This window comes from Pseudomonas sp. TE21435 (genome assembly GCF_056279265.1).
In genome coordinates this window covers 617,978-642,978 of record NZ_JBWBQZ010000001.1, presented here as the reverse complement: position 1 = coordinate 642,978, position 25,001 = coordinate 617,978, and the positions used below count along the sequence as shown (strand labels likewise).

The following is a 25,001-nucleotide window of genomic DNA, read 5'->3' as shown; positions in this document are numbered from 1 at the left end:
CTGTCGCCACCGCTCCCGGCGCTCTAGCCTTCATCGCTGCGGCTCACCTGTACCACGGACCCTCCATGACTGAAACCACACTCGGCACCTGGTGCCGCGAAATCATCAAGCTGGCCACGCCGATCCTCGGCGTGCGCGTGCTGCACATCGCCGTGAACGTCATCGGCATGCTGCTGATCGCCCGCCTGGGGCCCGACGAGCTGGCCGCCGGTGCCCTGGTCACGGTGCTGTGCACCAGCATCCAGGTCATCGCCCTGTCGCCACTGCTGGCCACCGGTATCTGCATTGCCCGGCGCCTGGGCCAGGGCGATGCCGAGGGGGTGGGCATCGACCTGCGCCAGGGCTTGTTCATGAGCGTGGCCATCGGCATCCTTGCCGCCCTCGCGCTGCTGGCCCTGCCGACGCTGATGCCGCTGCTCGGCGAACCCCAGGCCCTGCAGGCGCTGACCGCCGGTTACTGGCGCGGCATGGCCTGGGGCATGCTGCCCTTCATGTGTACCGCCTGCTGCCACCAGCTGTTCTTCCCAGCCGGCAAGGGGCGCCTGGTGATGCTGTTCAGCGCCATCAACCTGGGCGGCGTGCTGCTGCTCGGCCACGGTTTGCTGCAAGGCGCCTGGGGCTTGCCCGCGCTGGGCATGGCCGGCTGGGCGCACGCGGTGTCGGCGCTGAACTGGGTGATCCTGGCGCTGACCCTGGGCTACCTGGCCCTGGCTCCGGCCATGCGCCGCTACCGGCTGTTCACCCGTGAGCGGCTGTGGGCGCCGGATCGGCTCAAGGCATTCTTCGTCCTGGGGGTGCCGATCACCGTGCAGTTCGCCAGCGAGCTGCTGGCCTTCAGCCTGGTCAACATCATGGTCGGCTGGCTGGGCGTCGGCGCGCTGAGCGTGCAGCAGATCGTCATCCAGTGCGCCACCGTGGCGCTGATGATCCCGATGGGCGCCGGCCAGGCCTGCACGTTGCTGATCAGCCGGGCCATGGGCCGTGGCGACGGCCAGGCGGTGCGCCGCATCGGCCTGGCCGCGTCGCTGCTGGTCGGCACGGTGATGGCCGCGCTCGCCTTGGTCTACCTGCTGCTGCCAGGGCAGATCATCAACGCCTACCTCGATCCGGCGCGGGCCGACTACCCGGCCCTGGCAACGCTGGCCACCGGCATGCTGGCAGTGGTCGCCTTCAGCCAGGCCCTCGACGCGCTACGCAACCTGATGCTCGCGGCGTTGCGCGGGCTGCCCGATATATGGGGCCCGATGTGGCTGAACATGGGGTTGCTGTGGGTGCTCGGCATGCCGCTGTGCTACCTGCTGGCGTTCCCCGGTGGCCTGGGCCTGTGGGGCATCAACGGCGGCCTGTTGGTGGCCTTCGGCCTGGGCGCGGTGCTGATGCTCGGCCGCTTCCACCAGCGCACCGCGCCCTTGGTCGGCGCCCACTCACGCCAACCTGTCCCAGAATAAGGAGCCCGCGACCATGTCCGATGCCCGCCAGTTGCGCCTGTGGATCTTCGGTTTCCAGATATCCCAGGCCATTCATGTGGCCGCGCGCCTGGGCGTGGCCGAGCACATCGGCCAACAACCGGTAGCCATCGAGCCACTCGCCCGCGCCTGCGGCTGCCCGGTCGACGGTTTGCAGCGCCTGCTGCGGGCGCTGTGCGGTATCGGCCTGTTCGCCGAGCACGAGGACGGGTTCGTGCATGCCGGCGCCTCGCCACTGCTGCGCCGCGACCATCCGCAATCGCAATACCTGGCGGCCAGCCTCTACGGTGCCGAGCACTACGCCAGCTGGGGCGACCTGTACCAGGCCGTGCGCCTCGGCTGGCCGGTATTCGAGCAGCGCCACGGCCTGCCCTACTACCGCTATCTGCAGCACTGCGCCGGCCGCCCGGGGTTGCATGCCGACTACCTGGCGGCCGACGCCCAGGCCCAGGACCAGGCGATCCAGGCGGCCTTCGACCTCGCCGGCTGCGCCTGCCTTGTGCGTATCGAGGATGCCGCGCAGGCACTGCCGAGCGCTGCCGACGCCTACCTGCTGACCCACCAGTTGCACCGCCTGGACGACGCCCACGCCGGCGCCCTGCTCGGCCGCTGCGCCACCGCCATGGGCGCGGACAGCCGCCTGCTGCTGGTGGAACTGATGCTTGCGCCCGACCCCGGCTTCGACTTGGCGCGCTGGCTCGACCTGCACAACCTGCTGATCGGCGCGGGCCGCGAGCGCAGCCAGGCGCACTACCTGGCCCTCGCCGCCGAGGCCGGGTTGGCCCTTGCCGAAGCCTGCCGGCTGGACAACGGCATGACCCTGCTGGACCTGCGCCTGGCGAGGTGAACCATGCCCCACCGCTATGACATCGAACTGACCGCCATCGATACCCTGCGCGCCAGCGAGGCAATCGACGAAGGCCATGCGCGGGCGCTGGCGCGTGACATTCTCAGCCAACAGCAGTGGCGTACCGCACTGCCGGTCGAGCGCGGCAGCGGCCTGGTGATGGACGGCAATCATCGCCTGTTCGCCGCGCGCCTGCTGGGCCTGCGGCAGATCCCCTGCGTGCTGCTGGACTACGCCGACGGCCGGGTCAGCGTGAGCGCCTGGGCCGATGGCCAGGCCTTCGACCTGGCTCGCCTGTACGGCACCATCGCCGCCGGCCAGGTGCTGCCCTACAAGACCACGCGCCACCGTTTCCAGCCAGCATTGCCGTCGATCAACCTGCCCCTGGCGCTGCTGCGCCAGGATCAGCCCCTGCCGCCTCGCCAAGGATGAGCCGATGCCCCCTCGCGATACCTGGTTCATACGCCGTACCGTCAGCGCGCCACGCCTGCGCCTGTTCTGCTTCAGCCACGCCGGCGGCAGCGCCGCCGACTACCTGCACTGGCACCCGCACCTGGGCCCGCACCTGGAACTGTGCGCGGTACAGCTGCCAGGACGCGGCTCGCGCATGGCCGAGACGCCGCGCGACGACCTGCCACGCCTGGTCGCCGAACTGCTGCAAATGCTGCGCGCCAGCGACGACGGGCTGCCCTTCGCCTTCTTCGGCCACAGCCTCGGCGCGCTGCTGGCCTTCGAGCTGAGCCAGGCCCTGCGCGAGCAAGGCCTGGCCCTGCCGCTGCGGCTGTTCGCCTCCGGTTGCGCCGCGCCCTCGGTATGCCGCCTCGAGCCGCCACTGCACCGGCTCGACGACATACAGTTGCTGGAGCAGTTGCGCGGCTACAACGGCACGCCCCCGGGCGTGCTGGCCAACCCGGACCTGCTCGGCCTGGTGCTGCCGACCCTGCGCGCCGACTTTCGCCTGGTGGGCGACTACCATTACCGGCAGCGCCCGGCGCTGCCGGTGCCGATCCACGTGCTGGCCGGCCACGACGATCCCCATGTTGCCCCCGCCGACCTCGTCGCCTGGGCCGACGAGACCAGCGCCGGCTGCAGCCACCACGGTTTCGCCGGCGACCACTTCTTCATCCGGCCCCAGGCCGCGGCCATCCGGCGCATCCTGCTCGATGCCCTGGCCACGACGCTGACCGGCCCGGCCAGGAGGGCCGCCATCCAATGGCAATGATCGAACTGCTCGGCGTGGGTTTGCACCATGGCCGCAAACACTGTTTCAGCGAACTCGACGCGCGCATCGAATGGGGGCAGCGCATCGCCATCATCGGCGACAACGGCAGCGGCAAGTCGTCACTGCTGCGCCTGCTGCAGGGCAGCCTGGCGCCCAGCGAGGGGCACCTCGAGCGCCACGGCGGTTTGCGTGTCGGCCATGTGGCCCAGGTACTGGACGGCGAGTCGTCACTCAGCGGCGGGCAGCGTGTCAACCAGGCATTGAGCCAGGCCCTGGCCCTGGGCCCCGACCTGCTGCTGCTGGACGAGCCGACCAACCATCTGGATGCCGCCAACCGCCGCTCGCTGGCGCGCATGCTCGAGCATTTCCACGGCACCCTGGTGCTGGTGACCCACGACGTGGCCCTGATGAACCAGACCTGTGACACGCTCTGGCACTTGCACCACGGGCGCCTGGATGTGTTCAACGGCAGCTACGCCGACTACATGGCCGAGCGCGACCTGCAGCGCGGCGTGCTCGACAAGCGCATCGCCGAGGTGCGCCGTGCCCGTGACGACGCCCACGACTCGCTGATGCAGGAACAGGCCCGCGCCGCCGGCGCCCGCAAGCGCGGGGTCAAGGCGATCCAGAACAGCAAGTGGGCGACCGTGCGCTCGCCGACCAAGCTGGGCCGCGGCAACACCACCGCCGGGCGCAAGCAGGCGCAGATCCTGCAGCAGCAGCGCGAGCTCGGCGAGCAACTGGCCGAGCTGCGCCCGGAGCCGGTGATCGTGCCACGCTTCCACCTGCCGGCGACGGGCCAGTCGTCGCGGGTGCTGATCCAGGTGCGTGGCGGCAGCGTCGGCTACGCCGATGCGCCGGTGCTCAGCGGCATCGACCTGCAGCTGGACGGCGGCGAACGCCTGGCCCTGACCGGCAACAACGGCAGCGGCAAGTCCACCCTGGCGCGGGCGATCCTCGGCGACCCGCGGGTCTGGCGCCGTGGCGACTGGCTGCTGCCGGCGCCCGAGCAGATCGGCTACATCGACCAGCACTACGACACCCTGCCCGCCGATGCCAATGTGCAGGAAGCCCTGGCGCGACTAGTGCCGGATTGGCCGCAGGAACAGTTACGCGCGCACCTGGCGGACTTCCTGTTCCGCCAGGCCGATGCGGTGCAGACTCCGGTGGCGGGGCTGTCCGGCGGCGAGAAGGCGCGCCTGTCCCTGGCCTGCATCGCCGCCCGGCCGCCGCAGCTACTGATCCTCGACGAGCCGACCAACAACCTCGACCTGCGCATGCGCACCCACCTGCTGGAAGTGCTGGTGGACTACCCCAACGCGCTGCTGGTGATTTCCCACGACCAGGACTTCCTCGACGGCCTGGGCATCGACCGTCACTTTCACTGCGCCAGGGACCACTCGGCCAAGGGCCAGTAGCGGCCCTTGCGTGACTCGTACAAGGTGAAGTGGCGGGCGATGAGGTGGAACGCCGGCGCCTCGGCCGCCTCCGGCAAGGGGCCAGGAAAATCCCGGGACAGGGTCAAGTGCGGCCGGTAATCGCGCACCTGCGGCTCGATACCCAGGGGCAGCAGCGCCTGCTGCAAGCCGTACACCAGCTGGCGCAGGGCCAGCGGCGCCTGCTCGGGCGCAAGCACCAACGCCGAAGCCCGCGGCCACACCTGCAACTGGTCGAGGACCAGGCGCAGGTTGGCCTCAGGAAGCCGCAGCGTATCCACCGCAGCGCACACCGCCGGCACCTGGGCGGCATCGACATCGCCCAGGAACAGCAAGGTGACATGGAAGTTCTCGCTTGGCACTGGCTTGCCGCTGCGCAGGCCCAGACCACGCCGCCACTGGCTGATGCCACGGCGCTGTTCGTCGCCCAGCGACAGGGCGAAGAACAGCCGCTTGAAGGGGGCCCCATTAGGGCGTGCGTCCTGAATCATCGGGAGTTCCTTGCTGGATGGACGGCCACCGGATTGTAAACGCCGGGTCGTCAGAAATACCCACTCATGCGGATGAATCGTTTGCGCAAGCTGTAGGCCATGCCACCTAAGTCGGGCCGTTTTGTCGTAACAATAAGTACAAACCCTGGCCACGATTGTTTATGCTGGCGGGCTTACGCCATGGCGCATGGCCATTTTTTCGACAAGTAAACGTCCATGAAAATTGCATTCGTACTGATCTTCGTCCTCTCGATCGCCTATGTTCACCTGCGCGGTCGGGTTCGTCACAAGCTGACCCGCCAGCTCGGTGACCACTCCAGCTTCCTGGCCCCGGTCAACGCCTTCCTGTACCTGTTCTCCAAGCACCCGGCCAAGCCTTACCTGCCGGTCAGCGCCTTCCCTGAGCTGCAAGTGCTGCAGGACCACTGGCAGGAGATCCGCAAGGAAGGCCAGCAATTGCTGCAGGCCGGCGAGATCAAGAAGTCCGACAACTATGACGATGTCGGCTTCAACTCGTTCTTCAAGACCGGCTGGAAGCGCTTCTACCTGAAGTGGTACGGCGAGAGCCACCCCTCGGCGATGACCCTGTGCCCGCGTACCACCGAACTGCTGGCCGGCATCGGCACAGTCAAGGCGGCGATGTTCGCCACCCTGCCGCCGGGCGCCAAGCTGGTACGCCACCGTGACCCGTACGCCGGCTCCTACCGCTACCACCTGGGCCTGGACACGCCCAACGACGATGGCTGCTACATCGACGTGGACGGCGAGAAGTACTCCTGGCGCGACGGTGAGGGCGTGGTGTTCGACGAAACCTACATCCACTACGCCGCCAACACCACCGAGCACAACCGCATCATCCTGTTCTGCGACGTCGAGCGTCCACTGAAGTACCGCTGGGCGGCTGCGTTCAACCGCTGGTTCAGCCGCAACGTGATGGCCGCCGCTGCCGCGCCCAACGATGCCAATGACAAAACCGGCGGCATCAACCGCCTGTTCACTCGTATCTACAAGATCCGTGAGCGCGGCAAGGCCATGAAAAAGCGCAACCGCACCCGCTACTACCTGGAGAAGTGGGCAGTGGTCGCGGCGCTGGTGCTGGTGTTCATCTACATCTGATCCGGTCGTCATCCTCGCGGGGCAACCCCGCTCCTGCCAGCAGTGGGAGCAGGCTTGCCCCGCGAGTGTTTTCCCCGCTGCACATCCCGTCTTCGACTAGCCTGAAAGCTCCTGTTGCCAACCTGACAAGGTGAAGACGATGAGCATGATGGACTGGGACGCCTACCGTAAGCAGTTGATGGCCGGCATCGGCGATCTCAAGCAACTCTCCCCCGATACCGTGGCCGGCTACATGACCGCCAGTGGCGCCGGGGCCAAGACCAACCACCTGGACGCCAAGACCCGCGAGCTGATCTCCCTGGCCGTGGCCGTCACTACCCGCTGCGACGGCTGCATCGCCGTGCATTCGCAGCAGGCGGTCAAGCATGGCGCCACCCGCGAGGAGATCGCCGAGGCCCTGGGCGTGGCGGTGGCGATGAACGCCGGCGCGGCACTGGTCTACTCGGCCCGAGCCCTGGACGCGGTGGGCAAGGCCGGCGCCTGACACACCAAGGCGTCGCCGCCCTTGCGCGACGACGCCCTGGCACCCAGACTTGGCGGCTCAGCCCGTGCAGGAACCGCCATGATCCAGATTCGCCCCATGACCCCGGAAGACTTCGAGCGCTTCTGGCCGACCTTCCAGGCCATTGTCCAGGCTCGCCAGACCTATGCCTTCGACCCCGCTCTTAATATCGACCAGGCCCGCACGCTGTGGCTGGAGAGCCCGTTGCGCACCCTGGTGGCCGAGGCAGATGGCGAACTGCTCGGTTCCTACTTCCTCAAGGCCAATGCCGCCGGGCCCGGAGCGCACGTGGGCAACTGCGGCTACATGGTGTGCGAAAACGCCCGTGGCCGTGGCGTGGCCAGGCTGATGTGCGAGCATTCGCAGAAGCTCGCCCGCCAGGAAGGCTTCCTGGCCCTGCAGTTCAATTCGGTGGTGGCGACCAACGAAGTGGCCGTGGCGCTGTGGCACAAGCTCGGCTTCGAGACCGTCGGCCGCCTGCCCAAGGCCTACCGCCATGCTGAATTCGGCCTGGTCGACTGCCTGGTGATGTACAAGTGGCTGGCCGACGAGCCGGTTGTGGAGAAACCGCCGCTGTTGATCGGGCGCAAGAACATCGAAGCGCGGGTGTCGCGGCGGCGCGGCCGCTAGCGGCTGCTCCAACGGGTCGCCGAGCGGCCCGCCCCAACCCCTGGCCGCGTCATCACCCGGCAAAACACTGCAGCACGTCAACGACGCGGTCGCGTCAAGCTGCCACACTAAGGCCATTGCCTTTCGTGCCTGTGTGAAGGAACACCCCCTCCCCATGAACCATGAGCTGCTCTGGGTCCTTGGCCTGCTGGCCGTCGTCGTCACCCTGTTCATCCTCAACCGCCCGCGCATGGACGTGGTCGCCCTGCTGGTGATCGTCGCCCTGCCGCTGTCGGGCATCCTCACCGTGGAGCAGGCCATGGCCGGCTTCAGCGACCCCAACGTGGTGCTGATCGCAGCCCTGTTCGTGATCGGCGAAGGGCTGGTGCGCACCGGCATCGCCTACCGCATCGGCGAGTGGATGAGCGAGCGCGCAGGCAACAGCGAGGCGCGCCTGCTGGTGCTGCTGATGGTGGCCGTGGCCGGCCTGGGTTCGGTGATGAGTTCCACCGGCGTGGTGGCGATCTTCATCCCGGTGGTGCTGAGCATTGCCGCGCGCCAGCAGCTTTCGCCCAGCCGGCTGATGATGCCGCTGAGCTTCGCCGGCCTGATCAGTGGCATGCTGAGCCTGGTGGCGACACCACCGAACGTGGTGGTGCACAGCGAGCTGGTGCGCCACGGCGAGAGCGGCTTCGGCTTTTTCAGCTTCACCCCCTTTGGCCTGGTGGTGCTGGTGCTCGGTATCGGCTACATGCTGCTGACCCGCCACTGGCTCAACGGCGAGGTGCGCAAGGACGGCCGGGTCGAAAGCCGCCGCACCCTGCTCGACCTGGTGCTGGACTACAAACTCAACGGCCGCGAGCGCCGCCTGCGCATCCGCCCCCATTCGCCGCTGATCGGCCATACCCTCGGCGAGCTGGAGCTGCGCACCCGCCACGGCGCCAACGTGATCGGCATCGAACGCCAGCACAAGTTCACCACCCGGGTGATCGGCGCCGACTCCGGCACCTTGCTGCAGCAGGGCGACGTGCTGTTGCTGGACCTGTTCGCCAACCGCGACGACCTGCGCAGCCTGTGCCAGACCATGCTGCTCGAGCCCCTGCACTTCAAGGCCGCCTACTTCATCGACCAGTCCCAGGAACTGGGCATGGCAGAGATATCGCTGCCGCCGGGCTCACAACTGATCGGCAAGAACATCCTCGAGCTGGCCTTTCGCACCCGCTACGACCTCAACGTGGTCGGCCTGCGCCGTGACCAGCAAGCCATCGAAGGGCAACTGGTGGAAGAAAAGTTGCGCCTGGGCGACACCCTGCTGGTGGTCGGCCCGTGGAAGGCGGTGCGCCAGCTGCAGGGCAAGCCGCGCGACTTCCTGGTACTGAGCCTGCCGGCGGAAATCGACCAGGTCGCGCCGGCACGCGCCCGGGCACCCTATGCGCTGATCAGCCTGGCGGTAATGGTCGGGCTGATGGTCAGCGGCCTGGTGCCCAACGTCATCGCCGCGCTGATCGGCTGCCTGCTGATGGGCGCCGGGCGCTGCATCGACATGAACAGCGCCTACCGCGCCATCCACTGGCAGAGCCTGGTGCTGATCGTCGGCATGCTGCCCTTTGCCCTGGCCCTGCAGAAGACCGGCGGCATCGACCTGGCCGTCGGTGCGCTGGTCGGTGCGCTCGGCGGCGCCGGGCCCAGCGTGATCCTCGCCTGCCTGTTCGCGGTGACGGCGCTGATCGGACTGTTCATCTCCAATACCGCCACCGCGGTGCTGATGGCCCCGGTGGCGGTGAGCACCGCGCAGCAGCTGGGCATGTCGCCCTACCCGTTCGCCATGACCGTGGCCCTGGCGGCGTCGGCGGCGTTCATGACGCCGGTGTCGTCTCCGGTCAACACCCTGGTGCTGGGGCCCGGCCAGTACCGCTTCGCCGACTTCGTCAAGGTCGGCGTGCCGTTCACCCTGCTGGTGATGCTGGTGACCGTGCTGATGGTGCCGTGGGTGTTCGAGCTGTAGTCGTGAGCACGATCCGGGCCGATTGCGGCGAATTGACATCAATTGACCAGTTGAAAGACACTGACACGACATCGTCCCAGGTGCCTACAGCCGTTTTCCTGGATTCTGTCTTCGCTTGTCGGTCGAGCCCATGGTGTCTCCAGTTCCGTCACGCCTGCTACCCCCGCTGATTCTGTTCGGCTTGACCCTGGCGCTGACTCTGGGCGGCATCCTCGCCCGCCCGATCGAATCTCTGTCGCTGTTCTGGCCGGTGAACGCGGTACTCGCCGGCGTGCTGCTGCGCAACCCACGCCAAGCCAGCCCCGGCGGCTTTGCCCTGGTCTATCTGGCCATGGTCGGTGCCGACCTGGCCTGCGGCAGCGCCTGGCGCCCGGCCTTGTGGTTCAACCTGTGCAACCTCGGCGCCATCGCCACCATCTGGTACCTGATGGCTCGGCTGCCGCGCGTGCATCGTCGCCTGCGCACCCCGCACGGCACTCTGTGCCTGTTCGGTGCCTGCGCCGTCGGTGCGGTGGTCGCCGCGAGCCTGGCCTGCATGATGGCCGCGCCGTGGTTCGAACAATCGCTGCGCGCCACCTGGCTGGCCTGGTTCAGCGAACAGTTCTCCACCAGCGTGCTAGTCCTGCCGGTGCTGCTCACCGCGCCATCGCCCAGGGCCCTGACCCGCCCCGGCAGCACCGGCCAGACGGTGCGCCTGGCGCCGTTGCTGGTGCTGTTCGCCTCGCTGAGCGTCAGTATCATCTTCGGCGGGCCCGGCGCCATCGCTTTCCCGATTGCCGCGCTGTTGTGGTGCGCGCTCAGCTATTCGCCCTTTCTCGTGTCGCTGCTGGCCCTCACCGCGGGCAGCACGTTGATCGTCGCCGTGGCGCAGAACCTCATGCACTTCAACATCCCGCAGAGCGAGTCGGGGGTCACTACCTTGATGTCGGCGCGCCTGGGCATCGCCATGCTGGTGCTCGGCCCGCTGGTGCTGGCCTGCGTCAGCAGCGCCAACCGCAGCCTGATGGCGCGCCTGGCGCACCAGGCGACCATCGACCACCTGACCGGGGCCCTCAGCCGCAGCGCCTTCATCCGCCGCGCCCACGCCCTGCTCGACAACCGCCAGCAAGCGCCGCTGACCTTGATGATGCTCGACATCGATCACTTCAAGACCATCAACGACCAGCATGGCCACGCAATCGGCGACCAGGTGCTGCGCCAGTTCGCCATGACCCTGCAGGACCAGCTGCACGATGGCGAGCTGTTCGCCCGCCTGGGCGGCGAGGAGTTCGTCATCGTCGTGCCGGGGCTGGCGCCGGAGCTGGCCAGGTTCACCGCCGAGCGCCTGCGCCGGGCGGTGCAGGACCAGCACATCGCGCAGCCCGGGCAGTCGCTGCGGATCACCGTGAGCATCGGTGTGAGCGGTTGCGCCGCCGGCACCCCGGCACCCAGCCTCGACGTGCTGCTGGCCAGCGCCGACCAGGCGCTCTACCGGGCCAAGGCCCAGGGCCGTAACCGTGTCGAACAAGCCGATGGGCAGCGCCAGGTGGTGTGAGTCAACCGGCCAGCAGGTCCCAGCTCAGCTTGGCGATCAGCACGCACAGCAGCACCAGGAACAGCCCCCGCACGAACCCCGCGCCCTTGCGCACCGCCAGCCAGGTGCCGGTCAGCGCGCCAAGGACATTGAAAAGCGCCATCGGCAGCGCGATGGCCCACAGCACATTGCCCGACGGGATGAAGAACACCAGCGCGGCCAGGTTGGTGGCGATGTTGACCAGCTTCGCCGAGGCCGAGGCATGCAGGAAATCCAGGGCGAAGAAGCGGATGAACAGGAAGATCAGGAAACTGCCGGTGCCCGGCCCGAACAGCCCGTCATAGAAGCCGATGGCGCCACCGATCAGCACCGCCAGGCACTGTTCCTTGCGGCCGATGGCCATGGGTTTGTGCAGGGTGCCGAAATCCTTCTTGCAGAAGGTGTAGATGGCCATCAGCACGATCAGCGCCAGCACCATCGGGCGCATCACGCTCGCCGGCACCAGGGATACGGTGGCCGCGCCGAGGAACGACATCACGAAGGCGCTCAGCGCCGCTGGCACGATCAACCCCCAGTCCAGCTTGACCTTGCGGATGAACGAACGCGCCGCGAACGTGGTACCGCACACCGAGGCCAGCTTGTTGCTGCCCAGCAGTGCCGCCGGCTGGGCGTTGGGCAGCACGTTGAACAGCGCGGGGATCTGGATCAGCCCGCCACCACCGACGGCAGCGTCGATCAGGCCAGCGGCGAAGGCAAACAGCGAAAGCAGGGCAATATCCATCATCTCGAAGGTCCAGGCGGCACAAAACAGGCTGCCAGACTAATCAAAGCGCCGTGCTTGTGTTGAAATGCCATATTGCGAAAACTGCAACAAGGAGCCCTTGCATGGCGCTGGACATGCTGCGTGAAATACAAGCGTTCGTCAGCGTTGCGCACAAGCGCAGCTTTGTCAGCGCCGCCCGTGCCCTGGGTCGTTCGCCCAGCGCAGTAACTCGTGCGGTGCAGGCGCTGGAGGACAACAGCGGCGCCAAGCTGTTCAACCGCAGCGCCAGCGCGGTGTCATTGACCGAGGCCGGCGAGCGTCTGCTGCCTCACGCCGAACGCTTGCTGGATGTGCAACGTGATGCCGCCGACGAGTTGGCCGCGTTGACCGGCAACGCCAAGGGCTGGATCCGCCTGGCCGCGCCCGAGGTTCTGGCCCAGCAGATATTGCCGGGAGTGCTGGCCGAGTTCTCTCGTCGCCACCCTCATGTCACCCTTGACGTGCAGTACAACGATCAGGCTCTGGATCCGCTGCAAGGCAAGCTGGACTTCGTGATCCGCGGAGCCTTCCCACAGTCCAGCGAACTGATCGGCTACCCGCTATGGCGTTACCGCCGCCACCTGTACGCCAGTCCTGAGTACCTGGCGCAGGCCGGCACGCCCCAAGGGCTGGAAGACCTGGAACGGCATGCGCTGATCCTGCATACCGCACCGCGCATCCTCAAGGCCTGGCATTTCAGCAAGGATGGGCGCATCTCCAGCCTGCGCCCACGGCCGCGGCTGCGCCTGGGCTCAGGGGTGGCAGTACTGCAAACCACCCTGGCGGGCGCCGGCATCGCGCGGCTGGCCGATTGGCTGGGGGAACCGGAGGTGCGAGCCGGACGGTTGGTGCGGGTCTGCCCCGATTTTCACCTGACATCCAGCACCGGGCACGACCCGCAGATGCATGCCGTGTACCCCGCCGGCGACCTGCCGGCACGGGCTCGCGAGCTGCTGCAGGCCCTGCGCGATGCCCGTCCGCGCCTATGGGAACAGCCCTGAACAGGCCTGCTCAATTTCTGCTCAATCTAACAGAGTGCTTGCCAATACTGGCCTGTAGCGTTTTATCCACAGACCTACCCACGATTTTTGTGGACAGTTTCCGCAAGCCTTGAAGGAAAAATTACAAGCGCAGCAAGGCCACGTTGGCCAGCTTGACCAACTCGATCCATTCGCTTGCGCTGATCACACCGGAACGCTCCAACTCTTCGGCACGGCGCAGTGCCTGATCGTAGTCCTCTTCGTGGAGGATGCCCTCGCCGAGAAAACGACCGCGCCACTCCAGCATCGCTGCAGTGCCTTTCTTGCATTCCATAGTGTGTATTGTCTCCAAGGCAAGTGAATGGCCCGTGTGCCCGGGCCCTTTGATTGGGGGCGGGAGATTACACGAGCGACTTGCACTTGAGAACGACTTGCAGCTACCGCTTGTCTAGACGACTGCGGTATTCGGCGGGAAAACCGGGAGGGAAGAGTCTGGCCCGCCATTGCGCCAGGCGGGCCGGGACAGGAAAAAGTTGCGGCTCAGCTTGGCGGAATGGTGCCCAGCAGGCCAATCATGATAGTCAGCAGCAGAAAACCACCCAGAAACAGCGCGAGCTTGCCCATCGGAACCTCTACAGTGTGATGACGTAACGGCGGGGCTGGCCGCTGCGGTAGTGCAGCGGGGCAGCCTGCCCAGCGCACACCGGATTGGAAGGCTGGGCCTGGGCGTATTGTCCGGCAGCGGCTGATACGGTTACAGATTCAGGTTCGTGGAAAAAAAGCGGATCAGATGGTAATCGACCATCGCGGTGCAAGCCCGCTCTCACGAGTGCACAACGTGAGGTCAACGCGGTCGGCGTGGGAGCGGGCTTGCCCCGCGATACATCCGCGCAGGCAACACACCTATGCTACGGTCCGAAGCCCAGACAAGGAGAACCACCGCAAATGACCGCGCTCGCCAGCAACGCCGCCCTGCTGATCATCGACATGCAGAACGGCATCAACCACCCTCGCCTGGGCCGTCGCAACAACCCCGAAGCCGAACAGCGCATCAGCGAACTGCTCGCCTTTTGGCGCGCGAGCACGCGCCCGGTGGTGCACGTGCGCCATATCTCCCGCGATCCGGATTCGGTGTTCCGGCCAGGTCAGCCCGGCTGCGAGTTCCAGCCCGCCTTCACCCCGCAGGCGAACGAGGCCGTGTTTGAAAAACACCTGCCCGACGCTTTCTGCAACAGCGGCCTGGAAAACTGGCTGCACCAGCGCGGCATCCAGCAACTGGTCATCACCGGCGTGATCACCAACAACTCGGTAGAGTCGAGCGCACGCTCGGCGGGCAACCTGGGGTTCGCAACGGTGGTGGTGGGCGACGCCTGCTACACCTTCGACCAGCATGATCTGCAAGGCCGGCTGTGGCCGGCGGAGGATGTCCATGCCCTGGCGCTGAGCAACCTGGCCATGGACTATGCGCGCGTTCTGCACAGTGCGGCGGTGCTGGCCGCACGCTGATCACGCCAGCGCGCGCAGCTTGGCCAGCGGCACCCAGCCGAGCTCGCCATTGCTCACCCGGCGACACCAGGCCCAGCCATTCAAGGGGCGCAGACTATCGAGCTGCTGGCCGGGGTCGACGTCCAGTTCATGGGCCGAATAGGCTTCCAGCGCCCTGCCCCGGCCCACGCCCAGCCGTTCGATGAACTGGGCTGGCACCCACCCTGCTGCCTGGCCCTGGCAACTGCACAGGTACCAGTCCTCCCACTGCTCGTCGCCCTCGTAGCGCTGGCCGATCTCCAGCAGCGTGCCACGGGCGAAGGTGATGGGCGCAGGATACTCACTGCGGTGTGTCTCGATCACGACGTACTTCACAGGCCTCTCCCTGGCTGCGAAAAGCGTCGATGCTAGTCGAAGGGCCTCTACAGCACCATGACCATTTCATGCCAGGCCATGCCGCCATGGTCGGAAGCCGACGGGCGTACATAGGCGTAGCCCATCTTCTCGTACAACCCGACATGGCGCTCCTTGCACATCAGGTGGATGGTGGCCTTGCCGCGCTCGCGCATCTGCGCGACGAAGCGCGCCATCAACCGGCTGGCATGGCCCTGGCCCTGGTACGCGGGGTCAAGCACCACCGACATGATCACCACATTGGGCGCCTGCGGGTCATGCCCGACCAGTTCCTTGAAAGCCTCGTCCGACATCACCACCTGGTCGGCGCAACCGCTGTTGATGAAGCCGATCACCTGGCCCTCGGCCTCCAGCACGAGGAAGCCCTCCGGGTACTGGGCGATGCGCGTGGCGATCTTTTCCCGGGTGGCGGCTTCGTCGCCTTCGTAGGCGCTGGTCTCGATCTGGTAGCAGCGGTCCACATCGCTGGAGGTGGCCTGGCGGAATGTCGGTGTGCTCATGGGCGGAATCCGGATAGCGGGAAACAGGGGCGACATCCTAACGGAAGTCGCCGCCCTGCCACAGGCTCGCCATGTCACCTACACCGAACGGGTAATCCCCCCATCAACCCGCAGGTTCTGCCCGGTGATGTAACCCGCGCCCTCGGAGGCAAGGAAGCCGACAGTGGCCGCGATTTCCTCGGCCTTACCGTACCGCTCCATGGGAATCCGGCTACGGAATTCCTCCTTCTCCGGCAGGCTGTCGATGAAGCCTGGCAGCACGTTGTTCATGCGGATGTTCTCGGCCGCGTAACGGTCGGCGAACAGTTTGGTGAAGGCCGCGAGCCCGGCACGGAACACGCCGGAGGTCGGGAATGCCGGATCCGGCTCGAAGGTGGCGAAGGTCGAGATATTGATGATGGTCCCGCCCTGCTGCCGCTGCATGATCGGGGTCACCAGGCGGGTCGGGCGCACCACGTTGAGGAAGTACACCTCCATGCCCCGGTGCCAGTCCTCGTCGCTGAGCTCGAGCACCGGCGCACGCGGGCCATGCCCGGCGCTGTTGACCAGCACATCGATACGCCCCCATTGCTGCATCACGGTATCGACCAGACGCTGCAGGTCCTCTGCCGACTGGTTGGAGCCCGTCACACCGATGCCGCCCAGCTCGGCCGCCAGGGCCTCGCCCTTGCCCGAGGACGACAGGATCGCCACCCTGAAACCGTCGGCAGCCAACCGCCGCGCAGCCTCCGCGCCCATGCCACTGCCACCTGCGGTGATGATTGCCACTTTCTGAGAAGACATATGCCGCTCCTTCCGGGAGTTGATCAAGTGGGCCCATGAAGCCAGAATCCGGCTCAACGCACCAATCACGAATACTGGCAGCAGCCTGCAGGAAATCTACTGGATGAGCGCGCCCAAGCGACGCAACGCCCCCGCCATCGTCAATCACCTGGTGGCCTTCGAGGCCGCCGCCCGCCTGGGCAGCTTTCGCGCTGCCGCCGACGAGCTGCATGTCACGCCGGGCGCGGTCGCCCAGCAGGTGCGCACCCTGGAAGACAAACTTGGCCGCCCCTTGTTCGAGCGCCTGCCCCGTGGCCTGCGGCCCAACCGGGACGGCGCCGACTACCTGGCCCGCGTGCGCCTGGCCCTGGAGATCATCGAGGACGCCACCGGCGAACTGCTGGAGCGCGACAACCAGCGCGATCCGCAGCAGGTCCTGCTCAGCACCACCCCCGCCTTCGCCAGCCGCTGGCTGATCCCGCGCCTGGGGCGCCTGGCCGAGGCGCATCCGCAGGTGGCCCTGATGATCGACGCCTCCGACAGTACCCGCCCCCTGAGCGGCAAGGGTGCGGTGGACCTGGCCGTGCGCTGGGGGGCGCCGCCCTTCGCCGAGGCCTACGCCCTGCCCCTGCTGCCCGGCGTGGCGGTGCCGGTGTGCGCGCCGGGGTTGCGCGGTGAGCACCCTTGGCGGCAAGCCGCGGAGCTTGCGCAACACCCGCTGATCTCCGACAGCCACAACAACTGGAAGCGCTGGTTCGACCACTACGCGTTGCCCGGCACACGGTTCAACGGCCCGGTGTTCTCGCAAACCATCCTCGCCATCGAGGCCGCCGAGCAAGGCATGGGCATCGCCTTGGTGCCGCGCCTGCTGGTGGAGAATGCCCTGAAAGCCGGGGCCTTGGTGCTGGCGCTGGAAGGCCATGAATTGCGCAGCGACGCCGGCTTCCACTTGCTGGCCAGCCATGCGCCGCTGGCAGGCTCGGCCGCCGAGCAGGTGGTGAACTGGCTGCTGGCCCAGGTGAACGCTGATGCTCAAGCACTTTCAAATCGTGACTCTTTGATTTAGCGGGCTTTAGTAATCTGCGTGGGAGCGGCCACAACCTGCCGCAGGAAGCGCCCGAGGCGTTCGTCAAGGCGTTGGTGGATGCGGACCACCTCTAGGGGCAATTGCAACATACCGTTTCAGTGGCGCGTGTTGGGTGCCGGGCAACACGGATTATCGCTACGACTCGTCTTTTACGCGGCAGGCCTTGTACTTCGGGGCCTGCCGCAAAATGAGCGGAAGCATCCCGAAACACTCACCCAAGCCATCCTGTAAGACGCCTCTTTTGTCGATGTAGGACGTTTCTACGGGATTGTGAGCCAGTGTATGAATAATCAGTATTGGCGGGAGAATTGACCTGATACCGTCGAGCCTTTCTTACAACGGCACGGATGCCCACGACCAACGAGTACAGCATGGACAACTACGACAGCTCGGCACTTGGACTGCAAAAATGCCTGTTGAACCTGCGAAGAGATCATGCCCGGATGAAGGCGTCAGGAGAACTGGAAAGAGCGGCGATACTGGCGCAGGTGATCGGGCGGATGGAACAGGGATTGAAGAAGGCTTCCCAGGGGAGGAAGCCCGAGACGTTGCAGTGAAGTGATGCCCGGCGGATGGCGATGGATATGCGGTGCTCCGCGCACCCCATCGCTCAGCCCCGAAGCAGGGTCAACAGCCAGGCGGCATTGCCGAAGGCGCCCGCAGACCAACGTTCCAGTTCCAGGGTACGCCGCCCTCCTTGAAGCGACGGCACACCACCTCATCGTTCAACTCGAACATGCCCTTGGCCAGATGTCGGCCTGCTCGCGGAACGTCTTCAAAAGCAAGGTAGTTGCGGTCTTGCCCATAGGCCAGCCATTGCGCCTGCCCCTCGGCCCGCGGCTGGCCCGTGCGGATGAACGAACCCCAGTATTGGTTCAAGGCTTCGCTGAAGCGCGCCTCGCCACGGGTCAGCGGAGGGCGCGGCCAAGCGGCCGGCGTACGGTCGAAGGTAGCGAAAATGTAGGGGATTTCCGCCGCATGGAACGCGTGAAGCTTGGCGTCGTTGGTCGCGCGGTAAGCGTGATCGAAGTAATAGAAGTAGGCAGGCTGGCCAAGTTCGGTCTGTTTGCGCACCAGCTTCTCGGCCGTCCAGCCGTACATGGCGTCCCGAACGACGGTCTGGACACTTTCTGTCATCGCGGATGACGGATGCTGACGCAGGAACGCATCGGCAAGGTCCCCATACCGTGCCCGGATGGTGGCTTCATACGCCTGCGCAGTGGCCGGAGCCGGCGGAGCCAGGAACGGCAACGAGCGGATTTCGCCGTCATTGAAGCCCGCCAGCAGCGGTACCGGTGCCTGCTCGCCGCGGTTGAAGGTCTCGACAAGCTGGCGCGGCAGAATCTTGCCATCGACAGTCCCCGATGGCATGAAATGGATTGCCTCGGCAGCCCTGACCAGCGCCATTGCCTCCATCTTGCGCAGGCCCGCGATATCCAGCTTCAGGCGCTGCGCCAATCGCCGGCCGCTCTCCTGTGCCGGTACATCGCCATGGCTGGAGCGTTGCAACTCAGGCGTGGAGATCATGTAGGCGCTCTGCGCCACAGCCTTGTGAAACAGCCCTCGCGCCTGGGGCGAAGCCATCAGGTAGAGCACGCTGAGACCACCTGCGGATTCCCCCGCGATGCTTACATTGGATGGATCACCACCAAAAGCCGCGATGTTGTCACGCACCCATTTCAGCGCCTGGATCTGATCAAGCAAGCCATAGTTGCCCGAAATACCCTCAAGGTTCTCGGCGCTCAATTCAGGGTGGGCCAAGTAGCCCAGCACGCCGAGACGGTAGTTGATCGTCACCACAACCACGCCCTGGGCGGCCAGCGCCGCACCATCATAAAGGCCATCGTTGCCGGCACCGGCCATCAGGCTGCCGCCGTGGATCCAGACCATGACCGGCGCCTTCTCGACCTTCACCGGCGCCCAGATGTTGAGGTACAGGCAGTCCTCGGACATCTTGGCCAGCGCTGGCGCGTAAAGGCTCGGGGTGGCCGGCCTTGGCTGGGGGCAAGCGGCGGCGAAATCGTCCGCGACACGCGTCTGTGTCCAGGCCGACAGCGCCACCGGCGCCCGCCAGCGCAGCGGACCGACCGGCGCCTGGGCATAGGGCAAGCCCTTGTAGGCGGTCACGTTGTCGATGACGACACCCTGGACCGGCCCTGCCGGTGCCTGGACCAGCGTCTGCGCGACGGACTCCGCCGAGACCGCCAATAGAACACTCAGTACCCCCAGGTGCAGCCTCTTGATCATGGTCGATCTCATCCTGCGTTCTCCTTGCGAGACTCAAATGATGCAACACGCCAGCGGCCCGGCCAGGGCTCGGACAGTTCGGGAAACTGCCCCACAGCCGAAACCGTGGGGCATCCTTGTCATGGATACCCTCCCTGGCGGCAAGCGAAGCCCAGCGCGGCCTCGGCCTACTCGTTTCCTCCTTGGACACACATGCCTTCCATGGGCGGCGGCCATCCTAGAACCCATTTTTTGCTGGATTATTTCAATCGAACGGGTTGTTGCGACGCAGGGCGATCAGACCCCTCCATGCGCTCATGCGCACGCGCCATGCCCGATTTCAGCGCGTTTTTCTAACCCAATGATCAGCTCAAACGCCGAATCGGCTTTTAATTCAAAGACCTCGGGTGATTTGGTACAGACTATGCAAACGTTTGCTCCGAGCCATTGAGCGAACAATCGCTGCAGCTCTCGACACATCGCAGCCCCCAGGGGCTTACCACTGCATGAACAAGGATTTTCAATGCACCGACCGCCTTTACCCGCAACGGCCCGCTCCCCCCTGGCTGCCAAACTGCTACTGGGCGCTGTTACGGGACTACTCAGCGTCACCACCCAGGCCCAGGATAATCCCCCCAGCGAGTCGGCCCAGGAAGAGACCTTGAGCCCGGCCGCCGCGCCGGCCAAATCGGGACCCTACCTGTCGGACTGGTACAACCAGAACTTCACCCTGATCGGCACCAAGGACATCAGTTTCGGCCCCCGCCCTGTCGACGATATCTACCTCGAATACGAGTACTTCGGCCGCAAGGGGCCGTTCGAGCTTTACGGCTACATCGACATCCCGAAGATCCTCGATATCGGCAACAGCCATGACAAAGGCGCGTGGGACCACGGCTCACCACTGTTCATGGAGCATGAGCCGCGGATCTCCATCGACTACCTGGCCGGACGCAGCCTGGCCGTCGGCCCGTTCAAGGAGTGGTACGTAGCTTTCGACTGGATCTACGACCACGGCAGCAACAGCGCCAACCGTGCCAATACCCTCTACAGCGGCCTGGGCACCGACATCGACACCCATTCGCGGGTCAACCTGTCGGCCAACTTCTACGGCCGCTACCAGTGGGAAAACTATGGCGCCAGCAACGAGTATTCGTGGGACGGTTACCGGGCCCAGCTCAAGTACATCGTGCCCCTCGGCAAGTTCGACAACGGCGCCTCGCTGACCTATATCGGTTTCACCAACTTCGATTTCGGCTCGGACCTGCACAAGGACAATCCCAACCGCACGGCCAATGCCACGGTATCCACCAACGTGTTGCTGTACGCCTTCACCCACCTGCGCTTCACCCTGGTGGGCCGCCATTTCCACAATGGCGGCAACTGGCAGGACGGCAGCCAGCTGAATTTCGGTGACGGCGATTTCCGCGGTCGGTCCGATGGCTGGGGGTATTACGCCGGGGTTGGTTATCAGTTCTGATTACCTGGGCCATGGAAGCTTGCATGCGCGTGATGCACCGTCTATCCCCATGCTCGCTTTCAAGGCCCGAGCCACCTGACCCGCTGGCGCTGCCCGCCACCGCCTTATGGTTTTCTGGTCGACTCGGGCTTGATGCCGCCCATCAAGAAAACGGCCGCTGGCCCTATCAGCCAACTCACCGTCGTGCCGGGGCTGACCGTCGGAATCATAAAATAAGCGGCCAACAGGGCTACTCCTGCCCATATACGTCTGCGTGGCGTGAACCACTCTCGGACCTTATCCAATCTTTTGCCCATTAGCGCTCACTCTCCCTATCGCCTGCCGTACTGCGAGGTTCCAGGGGACCAAGATGGCCGGGCGGCGACAACTCAAGCCTGAGCCACTCCAGGTACTCGAGAATCTCAGCGTCATTACGTTTGCAATATGACCATTTATGCTGCTTTGAAACCGATATGAACCCCGCCTGCTTGAGAATTTCAAGGTGCCGGCTCGCTGTGGGCTGGGCAATACCCAACGCACTTGCGATAAGGGTCATGCAGACGCCGAACTCGACGGGGTCTGCCGACCATTGATCGGCGAAGTGCTCACGCGGCGCTGCGAGCAAGCGAAGGATCGCCATGCGGACCTCACTGCTCATCGCTTTCATCTGTGTTGATCTGTCCATGCCCGCATCATATAGTCATTTAGCTAAATGACAATGTGAGGTGAGCCATGTTGGATCTACCCTACGCATCGAGCATCGAAGGCAACACCGTCAGATGGGGGAAATTGGGGACAGGCGTGCCGCTGGTCGCTATCCACGGCACCCCCTTCTCTTCGCAGGTATGGAGGCGCGTCATACCGCACCTCGCTGACCGCAGAACCGTGTATTACTTCGACCTGGTTGGCTATGGCCTGTCTGAAATGCGGGAGGGCCAGGACGTTTCATTGGCGATTCAGAACAACGTCATGGCTGCGCTTTTCGAGGAGTGGGGCATCGAACGCCCCGACGTCCTGGCCCATGATTTTGGCGGCGCGACAGCGCTGCGCGCGTACTACCTGAACGGTCTGCGCTATGCGTCCCTCACCCTTTTTGATGCGGTGGCCCTGGCCCCCTGGGGCTCGGCGTTCGTACAACATGTCCGTCAACATGAGGCCGCTTTTTCCGGGATGCCCGACTACATGCACCGCGCACTGCTGGCCGCCTATCTGCAAACCTCTGCAGCCAATCCACTCAGTGACGAAGCCCTGCAGGTTTACAGCGCACCATGGCTGGGGCCGATTGGCCAGGCGGCCTTTTACCGCCAGATCGCGCAGATGGATCAGGTCTATACCGAGGAAATTGAACCGCTTTACGGGAAGCTGGATTGCCCCGTGTCAGTACTTTGGGGCGCGGAGGACGCCTGGATTCCGTATTCCCAAGGGGAGCGTCTTGCAGAGCTTATTTCCCAGCAGCCCTGCGCGCGAGTGGAGAACTCAGGCCACCTGATGCAGGAAGACAGGCCGGAAGCGATTGTAGCTGGGGTCTTGAAGCAGATTGAGCCTTGAGAGGTTCGCTGATCTTCTTCGGGCCAGTCGCACGGACCATCACCCGCCAAGAAGTCGAAAAGCTTTCCCCTCTTGAACTGGCCGAGGGTTAAAAGCGATTGCGAGCCTTTGGGTGGACACCCGAGCAAATCGCCAAGAAGGTTTTCCGGCAATCCGTGAAGGATCATAAAAAAGGCCCAGCCCAAAGCTGACGCTATAGCAAAGAACTCCAAGATTGCTTTGGTATCGACCTCCTTCAATTACTCAAGTGGGCGCTTGTCATGGCTATAAGGCGCATTGTTGGATGCCCGCGATGAGTCCGGCGGGCCTTGCCTGTGATCGCCTCGAAAGGGCCGGTTTTTGAGGTTGTCATCATGCTCCTCTGCTCGTGCTCTTCTGCTCAGATCGTCAAAAACGTCTGGAGAACCATTACTTTCAGATGGCTTGCCCCTCAACCTGTCACTATCTATCCCATACCTATCTCTGGTCATACACACCTCTCAACGCTCAGAAATTCCGAGCTAACTTAGTATGCACCCATAGCAATTGAAGAAATTATTTATCAGACCACCGGACATGACTGAACGAAACAAGGGAATTACGTTCGCACGAACGCTACAGCCATGAATGACGTGCAATTCAAGAAGCTGCAGACCGATTTATGCAGTGCGCGATCGTCGGCGAAAAATGCGCAAGCCTATTGCAATGACCCAGTGGCCGAACAGTTCGATCATTGAAATCAACCTAATCAGGCGTATATCCGCCCCATCCCGCTGCAGTACTCTCCTCACTAGGCTGTTCGTACAGCGATATGCCGGCAAGGCACCATCGTACCCACAGCAAGCTCAAATGCGAAAAGCAGACCTACCTCCGCCCACCCATCACGAATGCTTTCGCCCGCAGCCCCAGACCAAGGCTCGACTCATAGTTCCGTTCGACCTGAAGTTGCAAGACACCTGTGCAGTTCGGTCGTTATTTTTGCAGCGCCCTCCTATAAATATTTGTGTTTCATCAGTCCGCGAAGTTTGGGCTTGCACGTCGATATTTCTGCAGCCTTCAAGAACTTCGTCGTAATGACGAAAGTGAAGCGCCGGGCTTACCCAAAAGAGGGATAGATAGTAATTTCGCTTAAATGCGACCAATGGGCGAATAACGCCCCCGAGTCACTGCACGCTAGAAAGCCGCCTTTTGAAGACGGCTCTGACCATCGTGATCACGATTTTACAGATTGCCCTTTGGCCCAGTGGGCCTTAGGTAAGCTTCGGTTAAAGCCGCTGACACCTGAGGGGACATTCTGAATTTCCCCGCCTTTGGATAAGAACTGTTCAATCTTTTGCTTCAGATGCAAATGCGCCTGATGCGTCGCGGATTCGTACATGTTCTTACCCCTTCGATGAGCCGGACGAATGCCGACTCGCTCCCCAATATACCCCCTTTACCCCGATTGCAGGCTAAAGACGCGATCTGGAACACGGTGTACGCGAAAGCGGTGGGTGAGCTGAAGGACGCCATGGACTTGGCATATTTGACGGTCCAGCGTCCGGCAGACGTACTGCAATGATCAGGGACGACATCGAGGACAAGGCCCTCGGCATAAAGCAGCAGAAGGCCAAAAGAAGCTGCGGATCATGCTTGAGGTGGACGGAGTAGAGAGCAGTTTGGGCACGCTGATCAGAAAGATCCTGGAGAGCAACGCTCCGCACCGCTTCCCATACCTCTGCTGACTGATAACGATAAACGTGGCACGCCACCGATGCTTCGCCACCGATGGGACGATGCCCAGAACGCCACGAAGGAAGCTGTAGTAGCCGGAGACCAGGTGCTAGCGGGCCGGATCAGCCAATCCAGTTCCGCGACATTCGCCCGAAGGCGGTCTCGGAAATCACCAATGTCGACCATGTCAGCCTGCTGCTTGGCCATATCAAGGGCGACATCGCAGAGCGGGTTTCGCCGAGTTGGAGCCCTGGAGAAACCCAACAAATAGGGAAAGTGTCGGAAGCGCTTCCCATTCCCAAGGGTGTTCCCATGGGTAGTTTTACCATGCCCCAAAAACGCAAAAAACCCTGAAAAATCAGGGCTTTGAATGTGGCGGAAGCGTAGAGATTCGAACTCTAGGATAGTTGCCCATCGACGGTTTTCAAGACCGTACCATAAGCGCCCATTTATCAAGGCGTCAACGTAAAAATCGATTCCAAAACGAACACAAGATGACTCGGCTACAAGCCGCATAGCATAAGGGTCACACTTTCGATTTTGGAATCGATTTTCCCCTCCACAGCGCTCTGCTGACCACGATCCGTTCTGGCTCGTTCACCTTCCACCGCCACCTTGTCCAACCAATGTAAAGGGCCTATTCCCACTCAAGTAACGCCCACACCCTGGCCGCTTCGGCTAGCTCAAGCATGTCAGAAAGTACACCGGAGTCGATCTCGTAGCGCCGGCTGGCTGCATAGGCCATTTCGGCCAGCACTGCGGCGCGCCCGTCCGGGTCGGTGACCAGGGCAGGGCCGTCGTACAGCTCGTCGAGCCACGGGCGCGGGATGCCCGCCAGG

Annotated in this window: 25 protein-coding genes and 1 pseudogene; 16 read left to right on the top strand and 10 right to left on the bottom strand. The window is 64.3% G+C overall.

Annotation, left to right across the window (positions count from 1 at the left end; translation table 11 throughout):
- Positions 1-65 precede the first annotated feature (65 nt).
- From ACZ9C1_RS03075 to ACZ9C1_RS03055, 5 genes are read left to right on the top strand one after another with little or no spacing between them, the layout of a single operon-like run.
- Positions 66-1,448 (top strand): MATE family efflux transporter, encoded by a 1,383-nt coding sequence (locus ACZ9C1_RS03075; RefSeq protein WP_139671597.1) that lies wholly within the window; start codon positions 66-68, stop codon positions 1,446-1,448.
- Between the two features lie 13 nt (positions 1,449-1,461).
- On the top strand, positions 1,462-2,313 hold the full coding sequence (locus ACZ9C1_RS03070; RefSeq protein ID WP_139671600.1) for a methyltransferase: 852 nt from the start codon (positions 1,462-1,464) through the stop codon (positions 2,311-2,313).
- Positions 2,314-2,316: 3 nt separating this feature from the next.
- On the top strand, positions 2,317-2,745 hold the full coding sequence (locus tag ACZ9C1_RS03065) for a ParB N-terminal domain-containing protein (RefSeq protein ID WP_139671603.1): 429 nt from the start codon (positions 2,317-2,319) through the stop codon (positions 2,743-2,745).
- A gap of 4 nt (positions 2,746-2,749) precedes the next feature.
- Positions 2,750-3,535 carry a thioesterase II family protein gene (locus ACZ9C1_RS03060; RefSeq protein WP_139671606.1) on the top strand — a complete coding sequence of 262 codons (786 nt, stop codon included), beginning with the start codon at positions 2,750-2,752 and terminating at the stop codon, positions 3,533-3,535.
- Positions 3,526-4,953 carry an ABC-F family ATP-binding cassette domain-containing protein gene (locus ACZ9C1_RS03055; RefSeq protein ID WP_457378316.1) on the top strand — a complete coding sequence of 476 codons (1,428 nt, stop codon included), beginning with the start codon at positions 3,526-3,528 and terminating at the stop codon, positions 4,951-4,953. Before ACZ9C1_RS03060 ends, ACZ9C1_RS03055 begins: the two co-directional genes overlap by 10 nt.
- Here ACZ9C1_RS03055 and thpR read toward each other — a convergent pair.
- Positions 4,917-5,462 (bottom strand): RNA 2',3'-cyclic phosphodiesterase, encoded by a 546-nt coding sequence (gene thpR, locus ACZ9C1_RS03050; protein WP_277503455.1) that lies wholly within the window; start codon positions 5,460-5,462, stop codon positions 4,917-4,919. The genes ACZ9C1_RS03055 and thpR overlap by 37 nt on opposite strands.
- A gap of 216 nt (positions 5,463-5,678) precedes the next feature.
- Here thpR and lpxO point away from each other — a divergent pair, with 216 nt between their 5' ends.
- The 5 genes from lpxO to ACZ9C1_RS03025 all read left to right on the top strand — a co-directional run bounded on the left by lpxO (position 5,679) and on the right by ACZ9C1_RS03025 (position 11,228).
- Positions 5,679-6,578 carry a lipid A hydroxylase LpxO gene (lpxO, locus tag ACZ9C1_RS03045; RefSeq protein ID WP_110698277.1) on the top strand — a complete coding sequence of 300 codons (900 nt, stop codon included), beginning with the start codon at positions 5,679-5,681 and terminating at the stop codon, positions 6,576-6,578.
- 139 nt (positions 6,579-6,717) lie between these two features.
- On the top strand, positions 6,718-7,062 hold the full coding sequence (locus ACZ9C1_RS03040) for a carboxymuconolactone decarboxylase family protein (RefSeq protein WP_046856072.1): 345 nt from the start codon (positions 6,718-6,720) through the stop codon (positions 7,060-7,062).
- A gap of 78 nt (positions 7,063-7,140) precedes the next feature.
- Positions 7,141-7,710 (top strand): N-acetyltransferase family protein, encoded by a 570-nt coding sequence (locus tag ACZ9C1_RS03035; protein ID WP_476253559.1) that lies wholly within the window; start codon positions 7,141-7,143, stop codon positions 7,708-7,710.
- A 154-nt stretch (positions 7,711-7,864) separates the two neighbouring features.
- A complete protein-coding gene (locus tag ACZ9C1_RS03030) occupies positions 7,865-9,694 on the top strand; it encodes an SLC13 family permease (RefSeq protein WP_476253558.1) in 1,830 nt (609 codons plus the stop codon).
- A 115-nt stretch (positions 9,695-9,809) separates the two neighbouring features.
- The gene (locus ACZ9C1_RS03025; RefSeq protein WP_476253557.1) at positions 9,810-11,228 is read left to right on the top strand and encodes a GGDEF domain-containing protein; all 1,419 of its coding nucleotides are present in this window, start codon (positions 9,810-9,812) and stop codon (positions 11,226-11,228) included.
- A 1-nt stretch (position 11,229) separates the two neighbouring features.
- On the opposite strand, the gene ACZ9C1_RS03020 is transcribed toward ACZ9C1_RS03025, so the two are convergent.
- A complete protein-coding gene (locus tag ACZ9C1_RS03020; RefSeq protein WP_110698285.1) occupies positions 11,230-11,991 on the bottom strand; it encodes a sulfite exporter TauE/SafE family protein in 762 nt (253 codons plus the stop codon).
- 101 nt (positions 11,992-12,092) lie between these two features.
- Between ACZ9C1_RS03020 and ACZ9C1_RS03015 the strand changes: the two genes are divergently transcribed.
- The gene (locus ACZ9C1_RS03015; RefSeq protein WP_102682578.1) at positions 12,093-13,010 is read left to right on the top strand and encodes a LysR family transcriptional regulator; all 918 of its coding nucleotides are present in this window, start codon (positions 12,093-12,095) and stop codon (positions 13,008-13,010) included.
- Between the two features lie 121 nt (positions 13,011-13,131).
- On the opposite strand, the gene ACZ9C1_RS03010 is transcribed toward ACZ9C1_RS03015, so the two are convergent.
- Positions 13,132-13,323 carry a hypothetical protein gene (locus ACZ9C1_RS03010; RefSeq protein WP_031315428.1) on the bottom strand — a complete coding sequence of 64 codons (192 nt, stop codon included), beginning with the start codon at positions 13,321-13,323 and terminating at the stop codon, positions 13,132-13,134.
- Positions 13,324-13,934: 611 nt separating this feature from the next.
- Here ACZ9C1_RS03010 and ACZ9C1_RS03005 point away from each other — a divergent pair.
- Entirely contained in the window at positions 13,935-14,495 is a 561-nt protein-coding gene (locus tag ACZ9C1_RS03005) for a cysteine hydrolase family protein (protein ID WP_476253556.1), read from the top strand.
- On the opposite strand, the gene ACZ9C1_RS03000 is transcribed toward ACZ9C1_RS03005, so the two are convergent.
- The 3 genes from ACZ9C1_RS03000 to ACZ9C1_RS02990 all read right to left on the bottom strand — a co-directional run bounded on the left by ACZ9C1_RS03000 (position 14,496) and on the right by ACZ9C1_RS02990 (position 16,171).
- Complete coding sequence (locus tag ACZ9C1_RS03000) at positions 14,496-14,849, bottom strand: SH3 domain-containing protein (protein ID WP_023631242.1); 354 nt, start codon at positions 14,847-14,849, stop codon at positions 14,496-14,498.
- A 47-nt stretch (positions 14,850-14,896) separates the two neighbouring features.
- Complete coding sequence (locus tag ACZ9C1_RS02995) at positions 14,897-15,388, bottom strand: GNAT family N-acetyltransferase (protein ID WP_046856079.1); 492 nt, start codon at positions 15,386-15,388, stop codon at positions 14,897-14,899.
- 78 nt (positions 15,389-15,466) lie between these two features.
- Positions 15,467-16,171 carry an SDR family oxidoreductase gene (locus ACZ9C1_RS02990; protein WP_457378313.1) on the bottom strand — a complete coding sequence of 235 codons (705 nt, stop codon included), beginning with the start codon at positions 16,169-16,171 and terminating at the stop codon, positions 15,467-15,469.
- Between the two features lie 103 nt (positions 16,172-16,274).
- On the opposite strand from ACZ9C1_RS02990, the gene ACZ9C1_RS02985 reads away from it, so the two are divergent.
- Together ACZ9C1_RS02985 and ACZ9C1_RS02980 are read left to right on the top strand one after the other, a co-directional pair.
- A complete protein-coding gene (locus ACZ9C1_RS02985) occupies positions 16,275-17,216 on the top strand; it encodes a LysR substrate-binding domain-containing protein (protein WP_476253555.1) in 942 nt (313 codons plus the stop codon).
- Positions 17,217-17,608: 392 nt separating this feature from the next.
- Positions 17,609-17,794, top strand: coding sequence for a hypothetical protein (locus tag ACZ9C1_RS02980; RefSeq protein WP_277503448.1), 186 nt, complete (start codon positions 17,609-17,611; stop codon positions 17,792-17,794).
- A gap of 70 nt (positions 17,795-17,864) precedes the next feature.
- Here the strand turns inward: ACZ9C1_RS02980 and ACZ9C1_RS02975 are convergent, their stop codons facing one another.
- The gene (locus ACZ9C1_RS02975) at positions 17,865-19,484 is read right to left on the bottom strand and encodes a carboxylesterase/lipase family protein (RefSeq protein ID WP_476253554.1); all 1,620 of its coding nucleotides are present in this window, start codon (positions 19,482-19,484) and stop codon (positions 17,865-17,867) included.
- A gap of 502 nt (positions 19,485-19,986) precedes the next feature.
- On the opposite strand from ACZ9C1_RS02975, the gene ACZ9C1_RS02970 reads away from it, so the two are divergent.
- A complete protein-coding gene (locus ACZ9C1_RS02970) occupies positions 19,987-20,943 on the top strand; it encodes a nucleoside-specific channel-forming protein Tsx (RefSeq protein ID WP_476253553.1) in 957 nt (318 codons plus the stop codon).
- A 295-nt stretch (positions 20,944-21,238) separates the two neighbouring features.
- Here the strand turns inward: ACZ9C1_RS02970 and ACZ9C1_RS02965 are convergent, their stop codons facing one another.
- Positions 21,239-21,607 (bottom strand): ArsR/SmtB family transcription factor, encoded by a 369-nt coding sequence (locus ACZ9C1_RS02965; protein WP_102682587.1) that lies wholly within the window; start codon positions 21,605-21,607, stop codon positions 21,239-21,241.
- Between the two features lie 47 nt (positions 21,608-21,654).
- Between ACZ9C1_RS02965 and ACZ9C1_RS02960 the strand changes: the two genes are divergently transcribed.
- Positions 21,655-22,470 (top strand): alpha/beta fold hydrolase, encoded by an 816-nt coding sequence (locus ACZ9C1_RS02960; protein WP_102682588.1) that lies wholly within the window; start codon positions 21,655-21,657, stop codon positions 22,468-22,470.
- 1,192 nt (positions 22,471-23,662) lie between these two features.
- Here the strand turns inward: ACZ9C1_RS02960 and ACZ9C1_RS02955 are convergent.
- Positions 23,663-23,827, bottom strand: coding sequence for a hypothetical protein (locus tag ACZ9C1_RS02955; protein ID WP_155952720.1), 165 nt, complete (start codon positions 23,825-23,827; stop codon positions 23,663-23,665).
- A gap of 861 nt (positions 23,828-24,688) precedes the next feature.
- Positions 24,689-25,000, bottom strand: a pseudogene (locus ACZ9C1_RS02950) (hypothetical protein).
- Position 25,001 lies beyond the last annotated feature (1 nt).